Origin of the sequence: Comamonas odontotermitis (genome assembly GCF_040396735.1) — a bacterium.
GTDB lineage: Bacteria > Pseudomonadota > Gammaproteobacteria > Burkholderiales > Burkholderiaceae_C > Comamonas > Comamonas odontotermitis_C.
In genome coordinates this window covers 85,493-103,738 of the sequence record NZ_JBEBNZ010000013.1, presented here as the reverse complement: position 1 = coordinate 103,738, position 18,246 = coordinate 85,493, and the positions used below count along the sequence as shown (strand labels likewise).

Sequence of the window (18,246 nt, the reverse complement as noted above, 5' to 3'; positions counted from 1 at the left end):
CGGCCTAACGCGGCCCGGCCTCTCCCGCCGCAATCTTCTGCGCGGCGGCGGCAGTCTGGTCATGCTGCTGGGCAGCGGCCAGCTCGCATTTGGCGCCAGCATCGTCGCCGTGCGCGTCTGGCCCTCCAAGGATTACACCCGCGTCACCATCGAATCGGACGTGCCGCTCAAGACGGAGCAGCGCTTCGTGCCCACGCCGCCGCGCCTGGCGGTCGACATCGAAGGCATCGACCTGAACCCTGCGCTGCGTGAACTGGTGGCCAAGGTGCGCGCTGACGACCCGAACATCGCAGGCATCCGCGTCGGGCAGAACTCGCCCCAGGTGGTGCGCCTGGTGATCGACCTCAAGCACGATGCCTCGCCGCAGGTGTTCACGCTCAAGCCGTTTGCGCCCTACCAGCACCGCCTGGTGCTCGACCTGTATCCGGCAAAGCCTGCCGACCCACTGGAGAGCCTGATTGCAGAGCGCCTGCTGGAAGGGCGCAGCACCGCCGTGGCGGCCGCGCCTGCGCCCATGCCTCCCCAGCCCTCCACTGTGGCGCCATCGGTAGCGGCCGCGATGGCGGGCGATCCGCCGATGCCTGCTGTGACTGGAACCATCGTGCAGACTCCGCCGCCTGCCACCGTGGCGGCAGCCCCGGAGGTGGACCCGCTGGGCGAGCTGATCGCCAAGAGCGGCAACCGGCCTGCCACACCAACGCCTCCACCCACCGTGGTGGCCGTGGCGCCTCCTCCGGCCCCCGTGGCACCGCCGCCCTCCAGACCGGCGCCTGTGCCCAGCCCTGCGCCTGCACCCACTCCGGCCCCGGCCCGCAACCGGCCTGCTTCGCGCACCGACCGGCTCATCATCGTGGCGCTCGATCCCGGCCACGGCGGTGAAGACCCTGGCGCCACCGGCCCGAGCGGCACGCGCGAGAAAGACATCGTGCTCAAGATCGGCCACATGCTGCGCGAGCGCATCAACAACTCCAGCGTCGGCGGCAATCCCATGCGCGCCTTCATGACGCGCGATGCCGATTTTTTCGTGCCGCTGGGCACCCGTGTCGAAAAAGCCCGCCGCGTGCAGGCCGATCTGTTCATCAGCATCCACGCCGATGCGTTCACCAAGCCCTCCGCCAACGGCGCCAGCGTGTTTGCGCTCAGCGAGCGCGGCGCCACCAGTTCGGCCGCGCGTTGGCTGGCCAACAAGGAAAACCAGTCTGACCTGATCGGCGGCCTGAACGTGGCAGGTGTGGGCGATGCAGATGCCCATGTGCAGCGCGCCCTGCTCGACATGAGCACCACTGCGCAGATCAATGACAGCCTCAAGCTTGGCTCCCACGTGCTGCAGCAATTGGGCGGTTTTGCCCGCCTGCACAAGCCGCGTGTGGAACAGGCCGGTTTTGCCGTGCTCAAGGCGCCCGATATCCCCAGCGTGCTGGTCGAGACAGCCTTCATCTCCAACCCCGAGGAAGAAGCCAAGCTGCGCACCACTGCCTACCAGAACCAGCTGGCCGATGCGATGATGCGCGGCATCCAGGCCTACTTTGCCAAGAATCCACCGCTCGCACGCAACCGGACGGTCTGACAGGGCATAAAGGCCGCCAACCTTGCCACGAAAAAGGAGCCATTCGGCTCCTTTTTGCATTTCACGGTTTCGCTATCAAAACAAGAACGTTTATGGACTTCTGGTATTCGATTTTCAGCATATCCATTGCTGAAACCCAAAACTGGCCCGCGCTGCGAGCCCTGCTTTTTCATGCAGTCCGAAGGCAATGCTTCAAGCGGTCTGCTCGTTCTTGCCGGCGCGCCAGGCGCCAAAGATGGCCAGCAGGCCGGGAATCAGAATCAGGCCCCAGATGATTTTTTCCAGGTTGGCCTTGACCCAGGGCATGTTGCCGAAGAAGTAGCCCGCCGTGCAGATGCCAAAGACCCAGATCAATGCACCCAGCAGGTTGTAGGCAACAAACTTGGCGCGGTTCATGCGGGCCACCCCGGCGACAAACGGCGCAAAGGTGCGGATGAAAGGCATGAAGCGCGCCAGAATCACGGTGATGCCGCCATAGCGTTCATAGAACGCATGTGCCTTGTCAAAGGCCTTGCGGTTGAACCAGCGCGAGTTTTCCCACTGAAACACCTTGGGCCCCAGGTGGTGGCCGATCTGGTAATTGCACTGATCGCCCAGAAATGCCGCCGCAAACAGGATCGCCGTGGCCAGTGGATAGCTCATGAGCCCCGCACCACACATGGCCCCCACAATGAAGAGCAGCGAATCGCCGGGCAGAAACGGCATCACCACCACGCCGGTCTCGACGAACACGATCAAAAACAGCAGTGCATACACCCACATGCCGTAGGTGGTTACAAAAGCTTCCAGGTACTTGTCGACATGCAAAATGAAGTCGACCAGATGCATCACGATTTCCAAAACACGTCCTTCAGAGCGATCAGATCAGATAAGGCAACAGTTGCCAGCGCTATGACTTGGATAGCACAAGCGCGCACTTTACCGCGAATGGTAGTGCCAGGTTCTTAAAATCCCTTTATGACTGCAGAAACGAACGAACAGACGCTGGAAACCCCGGACACTCCCGCCTTGACCGGCACCACGGTACAGCCGCGCCGCCAGATCCAGGACCTGCCCGACGAGCTGGTCAGCCAGATTGCCGCAGGTGAAGTGGTGGAGCGCCCGGCCTCCGTCGTGCGCGAGCTGGTGGACAACGCGCTTGATGCGGGCGCCACCAGCATCACGGTGCGCCTGCTGGCAGGCGGCGTGCGCCTGATCACGGTGGAAGACGACGGCTGCGGCATTCCACGCGAAGAATTGCCGATTGCCCTGCGCCGCCACGCCACCAGCAAGATCCGCAGCCTGCATGATCTGGAGTCGGTGGCCACCATGGGTTTTCGGGGTGAAGCGCTCGCCGCCATCGCCTCGGTGTCGGAGATGGCGGTGCTCTCGCGCCCGCAAGACCAGGACACTGCCTACATGCTCGATGCCCGCAGCGGCGAGCTGCGCCCGGCGGCCCGCAATCCCGGCACCACGATGGAAGTCAAGGAGCTGTTCTTCAGCACCCCAGCGCGCCGCAAGTTCCTCAAGACCGATGCCACCGAGCTGGCCCATTGCATCGAGGCCGTGCGCCGCCATGCGCTCACCCGCCCATCGGTCGGTTTTGCCATCTGGCACGAAGGCAAGCTGGTGGAACAATGGCGCGCCACGCTGGGCGCTGCCGACCTCGATGCCGCGCCCGATGCCGAGACCCGCGAGCAACTGGTGCAGCAGGCGCTGGACAAGCGGCTGGCCGATGTGCTGGGCCATGACTTTCTGGAGCAATCGGTGGTGGTGCACTACCGCGCCGGCCATGTGCTGGTGCGTGGCCGTGCAGGCGTTCCCAATGCGGCCCGCTCCCGCGCCGACCAGCAGTTCTGCTACGTCAACGGTCGCTTCGTGCGCGACAAGGTGCTCACGCACGCTGCGCGCGCCGCGTATGAAGACGTGCTTCACGGCAACCGCCAGCCGGTGTATGCGCTCTACGTCAGCATCGACCCGATGCGCGTAGATGTGAACGTACACCCCACCAAGATCGAGGTGCGCTTCCGTGACAGCCGGGAGGTGCACCAGGCGGTGCTGCATGGCGTGGAAAACGCCCTTGCCGCCCCACGCGCGCACCACCTTGCAGATGCGCCGCCCGCAGCCGCGTCATCAGCTACGGACAGTGCAGCGGTTTTGGAGCCCCAACGGACATCAGCCCTTTCCCCGCAAGCACAGACCGCTATATATTTTGAAGCACCTCCTCGCGTCGATGGCGCCCAGGCGCTGCAACAGGCCGCCGTGCTGTGGGGCCAGGCAGACCGGGCACCTGCAGGTTTGCGGTCACCCCCTTCCACAATGCCACTCCAGGCTGGTACCCCGCCCGCGTGGCGCGCACAGGAGGCATCGCCCGCATGGGTGGTACAGCCCGCCAGCCCGCAACTGGTCCCCACGCTGCCGCCGGAATCTGCCGAAAACCCCTGGCCGCTGGGCCGGGCGGTGGCGCAGATCCATGGCGTCTATATCCTGGCGGAGAACGCCCAGGGCATGGTGATCGTCGACATGCACGCCGCACACGAGCGCATCGTGTACGAGCGGCTCAAAAGCCAGCTGGATGACGGAGGCGCCAGCAGCGCCATCTCCAGTCAGCCTCTCCTGATCCCCGCCACTTTCTCTGCCACCCCTGAGGAAGTGGCAACCGCCGAGGAAAACGCCGAAACACTGGCGCAGTTGGGAATGGAAATCGTCCCCTTCTCGCCCAAGACGCTGGCCGTGCGCGCAACACCCACCACATTGGCGCAAGGCAACCCGGTCGAATTGGCCCGCAGCGTGCTGGCAGAACTGGCCCAGCACGACGCCAGCACCGTGGTGCAGCGGGCGCGCAACGAAATCCTGGGCACCATGGCCTGCCACGGCGCCGTGCGTGCCAACCGGCAGCTCACCATCGACGAGATGAACGCCCTGCTGCGCGACATGGAGCGCACCGAACGCTCCGACCAGTGCAACCACGGGCGACCCACATGGCGGCAATTGACGATGAAAGAGCTGGACGGACTATTCCTGCGCGGACGTTGATCTGCAGGCGCCATTCTTTCTACACGAGCCACAAAAAAGAAGAGCGCCATCGGCGCTCTTCTTTGGTTACTGCAGCCTTGGTACCGATCCGGTCAGCACCATCGCCCTCGGCATTGCCGCATCAGTGCGCAGCCGCTGCGGCATCGGCGCCACCGCCGCCATGGCCTTTGGGGCCCTTGGCCAGCCATACGAGCGGTATCAGCAGCAGAAAGAGCACCGACGATGCCCAGAAGATATCGTTGGCCGCCAGCATGAATGCCTGCTGGTTGACCATGCGGTCCACCTGCGCCAGCGATTGCTGCAGGCTCAGCCCTGTGGCCTGCAGGCTCTGCACCACCTGCGCCGTCGGGCCATCGCCCAGCGTGATGTGCTCCACCAGCTGCGCATGGTGCAGGCTGGCACGGCGCTCCCACAGCGTGGTCGAAATCGAGGTGCCCACCGCGCCGCAGGTGATACGCACGAAGTTCGACAGGCCCGATGCGCTGGGCATCTTCTCAGGCGGAATTTCGCTGAGCGTGATCGTCATCAAGGGAATGAAGAAGCCCGCCATGGCAATGCCCTGCACGATGGTTGGGATCATGATGGTGGTCAAGTCGACCTGGGTGTTGAAGCGCGCGCGCATCCACATCACGATGCCGAACACCAGGAACGACACGGTGGCATAGCGACGCGGGTCCACCTTGTGGATCGTCTTGCCCACCACGGGCGAGAGCACCATCGCCAGCAGGCCCACCGGCGCCATCACCATGCCCGCGTCAGTTGCGGTATAGCCCATGAACTGCTGCAGCCATAGCGGCAGCAGCACCACATTGCCAAAGAACAGGCCGTAGCCTACCGAGATGGCCAGCGTGCCCGCCCAGAAATTGCGGTTCTTGAACAGGCGCAGATCGACCACCGGATGCTTGTCACCCAGCTCCCAGATCAGGAAGTAGGCAAACCCCACCACGGCAATCACCGCGCAGGCTACCACCATCGGCGACTGGAACCAGTCGTGTTCCTTGCCGATGTCGAGCATGATCTGCATGGCCGAGATCCACACCACCAGAAGCCCCAGGCCGATGGCGTCGATGGGCAGCGCCTTGCGCGGTGTGTCGCGGTGGCGGAAGATGAGCCAGGTGGCAAATACCGCCAGAATGCCGACGGGCACATTGATGTAGAAGATCCATGGCCAGCTCATGTTGTCGGTAATCCAGCCGCCCAGCAGCGGCCCCATCACCGGCGCAATGAGGGTGGTCATCGACCAGAAGGCCATGGCCGTGCCCGCCATGGCACGCGGGTAGCTGGCCAGCAGGAGCGACTGCGACAGCGGAATCATGGGCCCTGCCACAAAGCCCTGCAGCACGCGAAAGGCGATCAGCGCGCTCATGTTGGGCGCCAGACCGCACAACCACGACGAGATCACGAACAGCACCACGCTGAGCATGAACAGCCGCACCTGGCCAAATCGCATCGACAGCCAGCCAGTGAGCGGCACCGAGATCGCATTGGCCACGGCAAAGCTGGTGATCACCCAGGTTCCCTGGTTGGCGCTGACGCCCAGGTCGCCCGCAATCGCGGGCAGCGACACATTCGCAATCGAGGTGTCGAGCACATTCATGAACACTGCAGCCGACAGTGCCAGGGTGCCAATGAGCCGCGCCGAGCCTTCGAGCGGCGGGTGCGGCAATGTGGGATTGGAAGTTGCCATAACGCATCCTCGGGCAGCCCTGCGGGCCGCCCCTAGTCAATCAATGGCGCACTTACAGGTGCTTGCCGGCGTTGTTGGTGATGACTTCGGCAATCACCGCGTCAGCGCCCTTGTCCTGCACGTCATACACATTGGTCTGCACCAGCGGCTCCTTGCGTGGCACTTCAGCCAGCAGCTTGCCATCCTGGTTCTGGATATCCACATCCACCAGCATCGACAGGCCTACGCGCAGCGGATGCTCTTCCAGCTGCTTGGGATCGAGCGCAATGCGCACTGGCACGCGCTGCACCACCTTGATCCAGTTGCCCGTGGCGTTCTGCGCAGGCAGCAGCGAGAAGGCCGAGCCTGTGCCCACGCCCAGGCCCTCCACCGTGCCGGTGTATTCGATCTTCTTGCCATACAGATCGGCCGTCATTTTGACGGGCTGGCCCAGGCGCAGGTTGCGCAGCTGGTTTTCCTTGAAGTTGGCTTCCACCCACAGCTGGTTCATCGGCACCACGGTCATCAGCGGCGTGCCGGGCGCCACACGCTGGCCCACCTGCACCGAGCGCTTGCCGACCACGCCCGAGACGGGCGAGACCAGCTCCACCCGCTGCATGGCCAGATAGGCCTCGCGCACCTTGGCGGCCGCTGCCTGCACATTGGGGTGTTCGTTCACGCTGATGCCTTCGGTCAGCGACTGGTTGCTGGCCAGCTGCTCGCGCGCAGTGCTCACGGCCGCCTGTGCTGCGGTAACGGCGGCCTGCGCCGCATCGACCTGGCTTTGCGCATGGCTCAGCTCTTCCTTGGACACGGCGCCGTTGCCGGTCAGCGCCTGGCGGCGTTTGAGGTCGTTCTGGGCGCGGGCCAGATCGTTCCTGGCCTTGGAGACTTCGGCCTGGCGCTGGGCGATCTGGGCGGTGTACGAGCCGTTGTTCACATACAGCGTGCGCACCTGGCGCACAGCCTGGGCCAGGTTGGCCTTGGCCTGCTCAAACGCCACCTTGGCGTCAGCCGGATCCAGGCGCACCATGATCTGGCCTTCCTTCACATAGTCGGTGTCGTCGGCCATGATGGACTGCACCGTGCCTGCCGTCTGCGGTGCAATCTGCACGATATTGCCCTGTACGTAAGCGTTGTCGGTTTCCTCGAAATGGCTGTTCACCATCCAGTCGTAGATGCCGTAGGCAGCGCCCAGCACGACGACGAGGCCGGTCAGGCGGAACAGCCATTTCTTGCGAGGGCTGGAAGATGCGGTGACTGGTTCAGCCTGTGGTGCGGCTGTCTGGGAAGCGGGAGCGTTGGTGTTTGACATGGTGTTGCGTTGCGGTTTTGAACCGGGGGCTCACCCCGGTATTGCTTATGGTTGCGGTACGCGGTATCGATAGCGCTGTTATCCGGACGTTGGATCAGCTGGCTTTCTTCTGGCTGGCTGCGGTGTCGATGGCGGCGGCTGACGGCTCCGGATCGCTGTAGCCACCGCCCAGCGCCTGGGCCAGCGCAGCGTTGGTCTGCAGGATGCGCGCCTCGATATCGACCGACTGGCGGCGCTGGGCCAGCACATTCGTTTCGGCCGACAACACGTTCAGATAGGTGCCCAGCCCTGCGGCATAGCGCTGGTTGGCGATGTCGAGCGCGCTTTGCGCCGCGTCGGCCGCCTTGCGCTGCTCGGGCAACTGGGCATAGGCTGATCTGGCAGAGGCAATCTGGTCGGCCACATCGTGCACGGCATTGATGACGGCCTGGTTATAGCCCTCCACCGCCGCGTCGTAATCGGCCGACTTGCCGCGCAGGTTGGCACGCAGCAGGCCTGAGTCAAAGATCGGCAGGCTCAGCGCCGGGCCCACGCCCCATTCACGTGCATTGGTCTTGGCAAAATTGTTGAAGCCGATGCTCGACAGGCCGATGAAGGCCGTCAGGTTGATGTCCGGATAGAACTCCGCCTTGGCCTCGGCAATGCTCCTGTCTGCGGCTTCCACGCGCCAGCGTGCGGCCACAACGTCGGCGCGGCGGCCCAGCAGGCTGGCAGAGAGCTGCTGCGGAAACTGCGGCAGTTTCAGGCTGGCAATCGGAGCCGCCTGCAGGCTCTGTCCGCTTCCGGGCTGGCCCACCAGCGCCGCCAGTGCGTTCTGCGCCAGGTGTTTTTGCTCACGCACCTGTTCCAGCTGCACACGCGCCTCGGGCACGCCACTTTCGCTCTGGCGCACTTCCAGCGTGGTATCGAGGCCTGCACTGTAGCGGTCGCGCACCAGTTTGAGGGTATGTTCACGCTGGGCAATGGCCCGTTCGGCCACCGTTTCCTGCGCCTGCCAGCGCGCCAGTTGCACATAGGCCTGCACCACGTTGCTGGCCAGCAGCACGCGGGCAGCGTCCCGGTCGGCCTGCGCAGCACGGGCAGAGCCCACCGCAGCGTCCAGCGCCGCGCGGTGCTTGCCAAACAGATCGAGCGACCAGCTTCCGTTGATCCTCGCCTCGGCCGTGCTGTAGTTGTGGCCTGCAATTGGCGGTGGAATCAGGCCGTTGGCCGGTGCATGGTTGCGGTTGGCTGTGGCCTGACCGTTCACCTGCGGGCCGTCGGCAGCTTCGCTCACCTGGGCCATGGCCCAGGCCTTGCGGATGCGGGCCTCGGCAACCTTGAGGCTCGGCCCGTCTGCCAGCGCCGTCTCCACCAGCTGGTTCAGTTGCGAATCGCCCAAGGCCGTCCACCACTGTGCATCGACCGGCGCCACGGCTGCGGCCTGGTCGGCAGCAGACGGCTCCACCACCAAGCCCAGCGACTGCGGGGAGCGTGCGGAGGCTTCGGTGTGGATGCCACCCATATCGGCGCAGCCGGCTATGAAAGTGGTAGCTGCAAGCGCAATGGCAGAAAGCGCCAGTTGGCGATTTCGTGCATAAAGAGGAAAACTGCGATTCATAAGGCCCTCTCCTTGCCGGGCGTGCTGGGGGTATCGGTGGTGGTGTCTGCTGCGCCTGCTGCGGCGTGGCATGGGCCGTTGGCGTCGGGCAGGCACATCTCACTGTTCAAGGTCTGGGGCATGGCTTCATAGATGCGGCGCAGATAGCTCTGGAACTGGGCCAATTCATCAGGTGCCAGCGGGCTGAGCGCTGCGTGGTTCACGCTCTTGACGATGTCGGGCACCTGCACCGCAGCACGCATGCCTTCTTCGGTGAGCCGCAGGCGCACCACGCGGCGGTCGTCGGTGCTGCGTTCGCGTTCGATGATGCCTTTTTCCACGAGGCGATCCACCAGGCGCGTCATCGCTCCCGGCGTCTGCATGGTGCTGCGCGCCAGATCGGCGGCGGTCTGCGCCTCGCCGCTCGCCAGACGGAGAACGGGAATCCATTGCGCCTGGGTCAAACCCAGCGGCTCCATGCGGCGGTCCACTTCGGCGCGTACCACCGTCGAGATGATGCGCATCAACCAGCAAGGGAAATTAGCGGCCTTGATCGGCTCGATCAGCGGACAGCCCGCCTCCAGCGAGTCGCCGTCGCTGTCATCCGGGCCGTGGTCTTGCACGCGAGGATCGGACATGCGCAAACCTCTTTCATATGAAATTATTTACAACGCAATGATTATGCAATCATTCATTGCCTAGGCAATATCATGTCTTGTGAAAGACCCTGACCGGATATCAGATTTGTGCAGCGCAGCATCCGCCTTTTTGACGAGCTGCGGCACATCGGCGACAGCACCTGTTCTGGGTTCTTGCCAGCCAGCTCCCTGCCCCACCCATCCAAGCCCTGATCACCCGGAATGCACTGTTTCAGGGCATTTCCAGCCATGGAGCAGCGGCAAGCACCGCCCCACCAGACCCCGCAAAGCGTAGTGAGACCTTCATTTGACGCCCCGGTTTCCATACGCATTGCGCAGGACACTTTTTACTTTATGCATCAGTGCATGCAGATTCGGCATAATGTCCGTTTTAGTGCGATGACGCACCATCGCTGTGCACACCTCCGGCAACCGTGCAAAAACGGTGCATTCCGGCCCTAGCCCTTGAAAGATCTGTCCATGCAACACCAGTCCCTGGAGCAATTTCTCGCCTACGTCGAACAGCGCAACCCCGGCCAGCCCGAGTTCCTGCAGGCCGTCACCGAAGTGATGGAGAGTCTGTGGCCCTTCATCCAGAAAAATCCACGGTACGCCGAGCACAGCCTGCTGGAGCGCCTGGTCGAGCCCGAGCGCGTGGTGAGCTTTCGCGTGAGCTGGGTGGACGACCATGGCAAGGTGCAGGTCAACCGCGGCTACCGCATTCAGCACAGCATGGCCATCGGCCCCTACAAGGGCGGCCTGCGCTTTCACCCCTCGGTCAACCTGTCGGTGCTCAAGTTCCTGGCGTTTGAACAGACCTTCAAGAACGCGCTGACCACCCTGCCTATGGGCGGCGGCAAGGGCGGCTCCGATTTCGACCCCAAGGGCAAGAGCGAAGCCGAAGTGATGCGCTTCTGCCAGGCCTTCGTGTCGGAACTCTTCCGCCACGTGGGCGCCGACACCGACGTGCCAGCGGGCGACATCGGCGTGGGTGGCCGTGAAGTGGGCTTCATGGCAGGCATGTACAAAAAGCTGGCCAACCGTGCCGACTGTGTCTTCACCGGCAAGGGCCTGTCGTTTGGCGGCTCGCTCATCCGCCCTGAAGCCACCGGCTTTGGCACCGTCTACTTTGCGCAGGAAATGCTCAAGACCCAGGGCAAGGGCTTCGAAGGCCTGACCGTCTCCGTCTCGGGCTCGGGCAATGTGGCGCAGTTCGCCATCGACAAGGCCATGGCCCTGGGCGCCAAGGTGGTGTCGGCATCTGACTCCAGCGGCACCATTTATGACCCCGCAGGCTTTGACGGCGACAAGCTGATCAAATTGATGGAAGTCAAGAACAAGCACTACGGCCGCGTGGCCGACTACGCCAAGCAGGTCACCGGTGTGCAGTACTTTGAAGGCAAGACGCCCTGGTTCATCAAGGCCGATGTGGCCCTGCCCTGCGCCACGCAGAACGAGCTGCACCTGGCCGACGCGCAGGAGCTGATCAAGAACGGCGTGCTGTGCGTGGCCGAAGGCGCCAATATGCCCTGCACGATCGAAGCTGCCAAGGCTTTCGAGAAAGCGGGCGTGCTGTACGCCCCCGGCAAGGCCTCCAACGCTGGCGGTGTTGCCACCTCGGGTCTGGAAATGAGCCAGAACGCCCTGCGCCTGGGCTGGCCTGCCACGGAAGTGGATGCCCGCCTGTTCCAGATCATGGAAGGCATCCACGCGGCCTGCGTGAAGTACGGCAAGCGCGAAGACGGCACTGTTAGCTACATCGACGGCGCCAATATCGCCGGCTTCGTGAAGGTGGCCGACGCCATGCTGGCGCAAGGCGTGCTGTAAACCACGCCTCACTGCCCCGGGCGCATTGCCCGAGGCAGCCACTTGCTCTATGCCCCCGGCGCCCTCCAGCGCCGGGGGCTTTTTTGTTCAATACCAAATGCCCAAAGGCTGCAGCAAGACACCGCAAACGCCCGCAAGGCAAAGCGACATCGCTTTTGGCTCTACACTGGCGATTCCGCTTTACTCACGAATTGATAGCTGCCTGCGAGCGTACCCCGTGCGCCAGCAGTCTTTTTTCTTGCTGATCCACCGTGCCAATCGCTGCTGAATCTCCTCTGTGCCTGGGCCTGGCTGGCCCTACCGCTTCCGGCAAGACCGGTGCCGCCATTGCGCTGGCGCAGCAACTGGCTGGCGTGCGACCGGTCGAGATCATCAGCGTCGATTCCGCCCTCATCTACCGGGGCATGGACATTGGCTCGGCCAAGCCCAGCGCCGAGGAACAGGCCGGTATCCCGCACCACCTGCTCGACATCCGCGACCCGCTGGATTCCTACAGCGCTGCCGAGTTTGTGCGCGACGCGCTGGCGCTGATTGCGCAGATTCACCAGCGCGGCGCCGTGAGCCTGCTGGTGGGCGGCACCATGCTGTACTTCAAGGCGCTGATGGACGGCATCGACGACATGCCTGCGGCCGACGCTGCCGTGCGCGCCGCACTGGACGCCGAAGCCGCCGCGCACGGCTGGCCACATATGCATGCACTGCTTGCCCAGGTAGACCCCGCGACCGCGCAGCGCCTCGCCCCCGGTGACAGCCAGCGCGTGCAGCGCGCGCTGGAAGTGTGGCGCATCACGGGCAAGCCGCTCTCCTATTTCCATGCGCAGGAAAAACGCCCTTCGCCATTGCTGCAACTGGCTCCGGGCTTTCAGCTCTTCAGCCTGGAGCCGGCCGAACGCGCCTGGCTGCATGAACGCATTGCCCTGCGCTACGACCAGATGCTGTCGCAGAACTTTCTGGCCGAAATGCTGCAATTGCGCGCACGCGGCAACCTGCACCTGAATCTGCCGTCGATGCGCTGCGTAGGCTACCGCCAGATGTGGGAAATGCTCGACACCTGCGCTGCGCAGGGCATCCGCGTCACCACCCAGGCCGATGTGCCGCCCGCACTGTGGGCAGACATGCGCGAGCGCGGCATCGCCGCCACCCGCCAGTTGGCCAAGCGGCAAATCACCTGGCTGCGCAGCATGCCGCAGCGCCACACCATTGCCTGCAATACCCCCGATGCGCAGGAGCAATGGCTGGCAGCCGCACGGCAGCAGCTCGCTTCATCCGGCAGGATTTAGTAAAAAGGCCTCATGGCGCTTATGCAGCAAGCGCGAGGCATTCAAAAAATATAGCACTGACTGCTTGCAACCTCCCTGGCCAGCGAGCCAGCCGGCATCAGCCAACCGCCTCCACCTCCATATACCGCCGCGTCAGCCACCAGAAGGCGAGCGCTGCGGCGCTGACTGCTGCGCCCAGCATGCACACACCGCGCCAACCTGCATGCGCGTAAATGGCAGTGGCGCTGATGGCGCCCAGGCCGCTGCCTACGGCATAGAACAGCATGTACGCGGCCACCAGGCGGCTGTGCGCGCCAGACTGGCGGCGGAAGATCAGGCTCTGGTTGGTGACATGCAAGGCCTGGCCCCCCAGATCCAGCAGCACAATGCCCAGCACCAGCGCCCACAGTGCCCAGGCGGAGCCAGGCGCCCAGCCCAGAGCCCCCAACGGCAGCCACGCCAATAGCAACACCACCAGCGCGGCTGCGGAACTGCGCTGCGCAAAACCCTGGTCTGCCCAGCGCCCTGCCCGCGCGGCAGCGAGGGCCCCCGCCACTCCGGCCAGCCCAAACATGCCGATAACCGTGTGCGAATAGCCAAAGGGCGCCGCCCGCAGCGGCAGAACCAGGCTGCTCCAGAAGATGCTGAAAGCGGCAAACATCAACATCGCGAGCATGGCCCGCACCTGCAAGACCCGGTCGCGGCGCAGCAGACCGCCCATGGATGCGATCAATGGCAGGTAGCCGAGCGGATTGGGCTTGAGGGGCAACGAGGGCAGGCGCCACCACAGGGGCAGGCCAATGACCAGCATCATGGCTGCGGAAGAGAAATAGACCCCGCGCCAGCCTGCTGCATCGCCCACCGCCCCGGCAAAGACGCGCGCCAGCAGCAAGCCGATAAAGACACCGCCCTGCGCGCTGCCCACCACGCGGCCCTGCTCGTGGGGCTGGGCCGCGCTGGCGGCATAGGCGATCAGGCCCTGCGTCATGGCAGTACCCAGCAATCCGACGGCCAGCATGCCAGCCATCAACATTGCCGTGGTCTGCGCTGCGCCTACCACCAGCAGGGCCATCACCAGGCCTGCCAGTTGCCAGGCCATCAGTTGGCGTCGGTCAAGGCGGTCACCCAGGGGCACCAGCAACAGCAAAGCCAGCGCACAGCCCAGCTGCGTCGCGGTGATCACGCCACCCACTGCGGCGTAGCTGATGTGGAATTCCTCCGCAAGCGCATCCAGCAAGGGCTGCGCGTAATAGACGTTGGCAACGCTCATGCCACTGGCCACCGCAAAAAGCAGAACCAGGGCGGCAGGCATGCCCACGGGCTGATCGCACGGCTGCGGCACTTGTCCTGCGGAAAACTGGTGAGGCTGCCGAAGCTGGACCTTCATTTTGCACCACTCTTTCAGAATCTAGTTTCAAAACAAAACCAGATGCATTCTATGCAGAGTAGTTTTAAAATGCAACTACACACCCCGTAGCTTTGCAACCCATCGAGGCGTCCATGCCCACCACTGTCCCCCTGAACCCAGAAACCTGCCCGGTTGCGCGCGCACTCGATGCCGTGGGCGACCGCTGGTCGCTGCTCATCGTGCGCGATGCTTTTGATGGTGCGCAGCGCTTCGGAGACTTTCAGCGCAGCCTGGGCGTTGCGCGCAATATCCTGTCCGACCGGCTGCGCAAGCTGGTGAATGCCGGCATCCTGCAGACGCAGCCCGCGTCAGACGGCAGCGCCTACCAGGAATACGCGCTGACGGACAAAGGCAAGCGCCTGTTTGCGGTGGTGGTGGCGCTCAGACAATGGGGGGAGAGCCAGCTGTTCGCGCCCGGCGAGGCGCATTCGGTTCTGGTGGAAAAAAGTACCGGCGCGCTCATCCAGCGCATGGCGCCGCACCTGGTGAGCGGCCAGGAGCTCCTGCCGGACGATGCCGTGGTGCGCAAGCTCGATTGAGGCAAGTCCTTCCCGGCAAGGCAATGCCCGGCCCGCGCCAGTGCACTGGCGCAGCAGCGCCCCTTACTTGCCCACCAGATCGCTGAGCTTCTTGGCTTCGAACTCGGCCTCGCGCTGGGCGTCGCATGGCACGCAGTCGCCCACCTTGCTTTGCACCGACAGCTTCTCGATGGCGGCCCAGAGCATGGTGATCTGCTGCTCATGCCCGGCGGCGCTGTCGATGATGCCGCGCATGGCCTTGGAGAGCGGGTCGTCTTCCTGCGTCACGCCGTAGGCAGCAAACTTCCGGTCTGCCGGGGCTTCGGTCACATCGGCGCTGGCGCCTTCCTTGGACGGGATGATGCGGGCAGGAATGCCCACCGCCGTCGCCCCTGCAGGCACCGGCTTGATGACCACGGCGTTGCTGCCGATCTTGGCGCCGTCGCCCACCTCAAACCCGCCCAGCACCTTGGCGCCAGCGGCCACCACTACATCCTTGCCCAGCGTGGGGTGGCGCTTGGCGCCTTTGTAGAGCGTAGTGCCGCCCAGGGTCACGCCGTGGTAGATGGTGCAGCCATCGCCCACCACGGCCGTCTCGCCAATGACGACGCCCATGCCGTGGTCGATGAAGACATTGCGGCCAATCTGCGCGCCGGGGTGGATTTCGATTCCCGTAAACCAGCGCGCCAGGTGCGAGATGAAGCGCCCCGTCCACTTGAGGCCATGGTTCCAGCACCAGTGTGCAGGGCGTTGCAGCCAGATGGCATGCAGGCCGGGATAACAGGTGATGACCTCCCAGCGGCTGCGGGCCGCAGGGTCGCGGTCCAGGATGCACTGAATATCGGAGCGCAGGCGGTCAAACATGGAAACGTGGAATCTGTTTTCGTAGGGGAAGTCCCGCAGTCTAGCGGCTTGCGGCCTCTGCCGTGCGCAGCATGGCCTTGGCAACACCACGCAGTATGTGGATTTCCTCCTGGGTGAGTTGCGCGCGGTTGAACATCTGGTTGAGGCGCGGCATCAGCTTTTTGGGCGCATCGGGATCGAGAAAACCAACCTCGACCAGGGCCTGCTGCCAGTGCGCCAGCATACCGGCCACCTGTTGCGCATCGGCACGCTCGCCATGCACGGCTGCATCCTGCACGACATAGCCCCCCAGGGCCTGGCGCCAGTCATAGGCCACCACCTGCACGGCCGAAGCCAGGTTGAGCGAGCCGAAATCGGGGTTGGTCGGAATCGACAGTGCAACATGGCAGCGGTAGACGTCTTCATTGGCCATGCCATAGCGCTCGCAGCCGAACAGAAAGGCAATGCCGGTCTCGCCGCTCAACCCGGCTGAGGACTCACCTACCGCATTCGTTGCAGGCAAGACAGGCTGCTGTCCGCCATCCTGCTGCGCCACCAGCTCTCCTTTCAATAGCATCTCAAAATGCGCACGTGGAGTACGGGCGGGCGGGCCGAAGTCGCGCGGCGTCATCGCGGTGGCGCACAGGTGGCTCATGCCCTCCAGCGCCTCCTCCACCGTCTCCACGATGCGGCAGTTGGCCAGCACATCCAGGGCGCCACTGGCACGCTGGATGGTTTCTTCCTTGCGCAGCACATTGCTCCAGCGCGGGCGCACCAGCACCAGGTCGTCAAAACCCATGGTTTTGATGGCGCGGGCAGCAGCGCCCACATTGCCGGCGTGGCTGGTTTCAATCAGGACAAAGCGGGTTTTCATAGAAATCGGAATCCAAATTCGGTCGTCCCAAGCGCGATTTTTTGCGCGCGGGTACAATTTGCCCCCTATTGTCGCTGCCGCATCGTCGGCGCCGATCACCGATTGCTCTTGCCCCAGCGTCCCGCAGCGTCTTTGCTGCCACCTACTACGCCCACACAATTTATGTCGTCTTCCTCCCTGCACCCCATGCTCAATATGGCCATCAAGGCCGCTCGCGCCGCAGGCGCCATCATCAACCGTGCCGCGCTTGACGTGGAAGCGGTGCGGGTGTCGACCAAACAGGTGAACGACTTTGTGACCGAGGTGGACCAGCAGGCCGAGCAAGCCATCATCGAGACCCTGCTGACCGCCTACCCTGGCCACGGCATCCTGGCCGAGGAATCGGGCAACGAGTACGGCAACCGCAACTCGGACCACATCTGGATCATCGATCCGCTGGACGGCACCACCAACTTCATCCACGGCTTTCCCGTGTACTGCGTGAGCATTGCACTGGCCGTGAATGGCCGCATCGAGCAAGCCGTGGTGTATGACCCGACCCGCAACGACCTGTTTACCGCTACGCGTGGCCGTGGCGCCTTCCTCAATGAGCGCCGCATCCGCGTCTCCAAGCGCACCATGCTGCGCGACAGCCTGATCTCCACCGGTTTCCCCTACCGCCCTGGCGACAACCTCAAGCAGTACATGGCCATGCTGGGCGATGTGATGCAACGCACCAGCGGCGTACGCCGTCCCGGCGCTGCGGCACTGGACCTGGCCTACGTGGCGGCCGGTTTCAGCGACGGTTTCTTTGAAGCCGGCCTCAGCATCTGGGACGTGGCGGCAGGCTCTCTGCTCGTGACCGAAGCCGGCGGCTTGGTCGGCAACTTCACCGGTGAAGCCGACTTCCTGGAGCAACGCGAAATCCTGGCGGGCTCCCCCCGCATCTACGGCCAACTGGTGCCCGTGCTGACCAAGTACAGCAAGTTCGCAGGCGCTGGCGACAAGGCCGCTGTGCGCCAGTCGCTGGAAAACGACACTACAGAAAACGCCCCGCAAACCGAAGAAGGCCAGACCCAGGAAGACGGCAAGGCCGAATAAGCCTTCGTTCTGACAAAAAAACCCGCAGGCCTTGCATGGGCCCTGCGGGTTTTTTCATGACACCAACTGGCGCCAGCAGTCGGTGCCTCAGTTGCCAAACACGATCTGCGCAATCACCCCTGACGCAATGGCCACCAGCAGGTAGTCGCCACCGCTCTGAATCCAGTGGTAGCCGCGCGGCGGCGACGACAGCCGGTGGCCTCGCCAGTCGTTGACCACATAGATGTGCTCTCGGTACTCCGGCGGCACGCGCGATCCGCGCACCCAACGGTGATCGGGGCCAGCACCCCGGTGGTCAGAGCGGTCACGCTGGCTGCCACGGTCATCATGGCGTTCCGGGCCTCTCGGCTGTGCCTGTGCAGTGATGGCGCCCGCGCCCAGCGCCGCAGCCATGGCTGCGACAGCGATACGATGCATCCAGTTTGTCATTGGAGACCTCCTTCCTGAGCCCATACCTTCCATACACAAGGCAAAACACTGCCCTGCATGGCTTTCATGATGCCTGCGCCGGACGCGATCGCAAGCCAGGCCACGCCTCCTTTACCGGACTTTTCTCCGAAGTGGCCTGCGCTTTACAAATGCAACGGAAGTCGCCGTACACGTGCTGATGCATCTGGCACAGCCATCCAACCGCTCGTCACTTGAAGGTGCACACTC

15 protein-coding genes are annotated in these 18,246 nt (G+C 64.0%); 6 read left to right on the top strand and 9 right to left on the bottom strand.

Annotated elements, in window-relative coordinates; translation table 11 throughout:
* The first annotated feature begins 61 nt into the window (after nucleotides 1–61).
* A complete protein-coding gene (locus ACH2DG_RS13035; RefSeq protein ID WP_395026660.1) occupies nucleotides 62–1,567 on the top strand; it encodes an N-acetylmuramoyl-L-alanine amidase in 1,506 nt (501 codons plus the stop codon).
* Between the two features lie 192 nt (nucleotides 1,568–1,759).
* Here ACH2DG_RS13035 and ACH2DG_RS13030 read toward each other — a convergent pair whose 3' ends face one another.
* Complete coding sequence (locus ACH2DG_RS13030; RefSeq protein ID WP_184711208.1) at nucleotides 1,760–2,407, bottom strand: VTT domain-containing protein; 648 nt, start codon at nucleotides 2,405–2,407, stop codon at nucleotides 1,760–1,762.
* Nucleotides 2,408–2,524: 117 nt separating this feature from the next.
* On the opposite strand from ACH2DG_RS13030, the gene mutL reads away from it, so the two are divergent.
* Nucleotides 2,525–4,582, top strand: coding sequence for a DNA mismatch repair endonuclease MutL (gene mutL / locus ACH2DG_RS13025; protein WP_395026634.1), 2,058 nt, complete (start codon nucleotides 2,525–2,527; stop codon nucleotides 4,580–4,582).
* Between the two features lie 121 nt (nucleotides 4,583–4,703).
* On the opposite strand, the gene ACH2DG_RS13020 is transcribed toward mutL, so the two are convergent.
* From ACH2DG_RS13020 to ACH2DG_RS13005, 4 genes are all read right to left on the bottom strand, one after another.
* Complete coding sequence (locus ACH2DG_RS13020) at nucleotides 4,704–6,269, bottom strand: DHA2 family efflux MFS transporter permease subunit (protein ID WP_395026632.1); 1,566 nt, start codon at nucleotides 6,267–6,269, stop codon at nucleotides 4,704–4,706.
* Between the two features lie 52 nt (nucleotides 6,270–6,321).
* Nucleotides 6,322–7,563: an HlyD family efflux transporter periplasmic adaptor subunit gene (locus ACH2DG_RS13015; RefSeq protein ID WP_377780533.1), complete on the bottom strand. Its 1,242-nt coding sequence runs from the start codon at nucleotides 7,561–7,563 to the stop codon at nucleotides 6,322–6,324.
* 94 nt (nucleotides 7,564–7,657) lie between these two features.
* Entirely contained in the window at nucleotides 7,658–9,163 is a 1,506-nt protein-coding gene (locus ACH2DG_RS13010) for an efflux transporter outer membrane subunit (RefSeq protein WP_395026630.1), read from the bottom strand.
* Complete coding sequence (locus ACH2DG_RS13005) at nucleotides 9,160–9,780, bottom strand: MarR family winged helix-turn-helix transcriptional regulator (RefSeq protein ID WP_395026629.1); 621 nt, start codon at nucleotides 9,778–9,780, stop codon at nucleotides 9,160–9,162. Before ACH2DG_RS13005 ends, ACH2DG_RS13010 begins: the two co-directional genes overlap by 4 nt.
* A 480-nt stretch (nucleotides 9,781–10,260) precedes the next feature.
* On the opposite strand from ACH2DG_RS13005, the gene gdhA reads away from it, so the two are divergent.
* Nucleotides 10,261–11,607 (top strand): NADP-specific glutamate dehydrogenase, encoded by a 1,347-nt coding sequence (gene gdhA / locus ACH2DG_RS13000; protein ID WP_395026628.1) that lies wholly within the window; start codon nucleotides 10,261–10,263, stop codon nucleotides 11,605–11,607.
* Between the two features lie 257 nt (nucleotides 11,608–11,864).
* Nucleotides 11,865–12,887, top strand: coding sequence for a tRNA (adenosine(37)-N6)-dimethylallyltransferase MiaA (miaA, locus tag ACH2DG_RS12995; RefSeq protein ID WP_395026659.1), 1,023 nt, complete (start codon nucleotides 11,865–11,867; stop codon nucleotides 12,885–12,887).
* 97 nt (nucleotides 12,888–12,984) lie between these two features.
* Here the strand turns inward: miaA and ACH2DG_RS12990 are convergent, their stop codons facing one another.
* Nucleotides 12,985–14,178, bottom strand: a complete 1,194-nt coding sequence (locus ACH2DG_RS12990) for an MFS transporter (protein ID WP_395026658.1) — start codon at nucleotides 14,176–14,178, stop codon at nucleotides 12,985–12,987.
* Nucleotides 14,179–14,366: 188 nt separating this feature from the next.
* Here ACH2DG_RS12990 and ACH2DG_RS12985 point away from each other — a divergent pair, with 188 nt between their 5' ends.
* Nucleotides 14,367–14,813: a winged helix-turn-helix transcriptional regulator gene (locus ACH2DG_RS12985; protein WP_395026627.1), complete on the top strand. Its 447-nt coding sequence runs from the start codon at nucleotides 14,367–14,369 to the stop codon at nucleotides 14,811–14,813.
* Between the two features lie 63 nt (nucleotides 14,814–14,876).
* On the opposite strand, the gene cysE is transcribed toward ACH2DG_RS12985, so the two are convergent.
* Both cysE and ACH2DG_RS12975 read right to left on the bottom strand, forming a co-directional pair.
* A complete protein-coding gene (cysE, locus tag ACH2DG_RS12980; RefSeq protein WP_377780074.1) occupies nucleotides 14,877–15,656 on the bottom strand; it encodes a serine O-acetyltransferase in 780 nt (259 codons plus the stop codon).
* 40 nt (nucleotides 15,657–15,696) lie between these two features.
* Nucleotides 15,697–16,509 carry an RNA methyltransferase gene (locus ACH2DG_RS12975; protein WP_395026626.1) on the bottom strand — a complete coding sequence of 271 codons (813 nt, stop codon included), beginning with the start codon at nucleotides 16,507–16,509 and terminating at the stop codon, nucleotides 15,697–15,699.
* A gap of 162 nt (nucleotides 16,510–16,671) precedes the next feature.
* On the opposite strand from ACH2DG_RS12975, the gene ACH2DG_RS12970 reads away from it, so the two are divergent.
* On the top strand, nucleotides 16,672–17,589 hold the full coding sequence (locus tag ACH2DG_RS12970; protein WP_395026625.1) for an inositol monophosphatase family protein: 918 nt from the start codon (nucleotides 16,672–16,674) through the stop codon (nucleotides 17,587–17,589).
* Between the two features lie 87 nt (nucleotides 17,590–17,676).
* On the opposite strand, the gene ACH2DG_RS12965 is transcribed toward ACH2DG_RS12970, so the two are convergent.
* A complete protein-coding gene (locus ACH2DG_RS12965) occupies nucleotides 17,677–18,018 on the bottom strand; it encodes an RcnB family protein (protein ID WP_395026623.1) in 342 nt (113 codons plus the stop codon).
* Nucleotides 18,019–18,246: the final 228 nt, after the last annotated feature.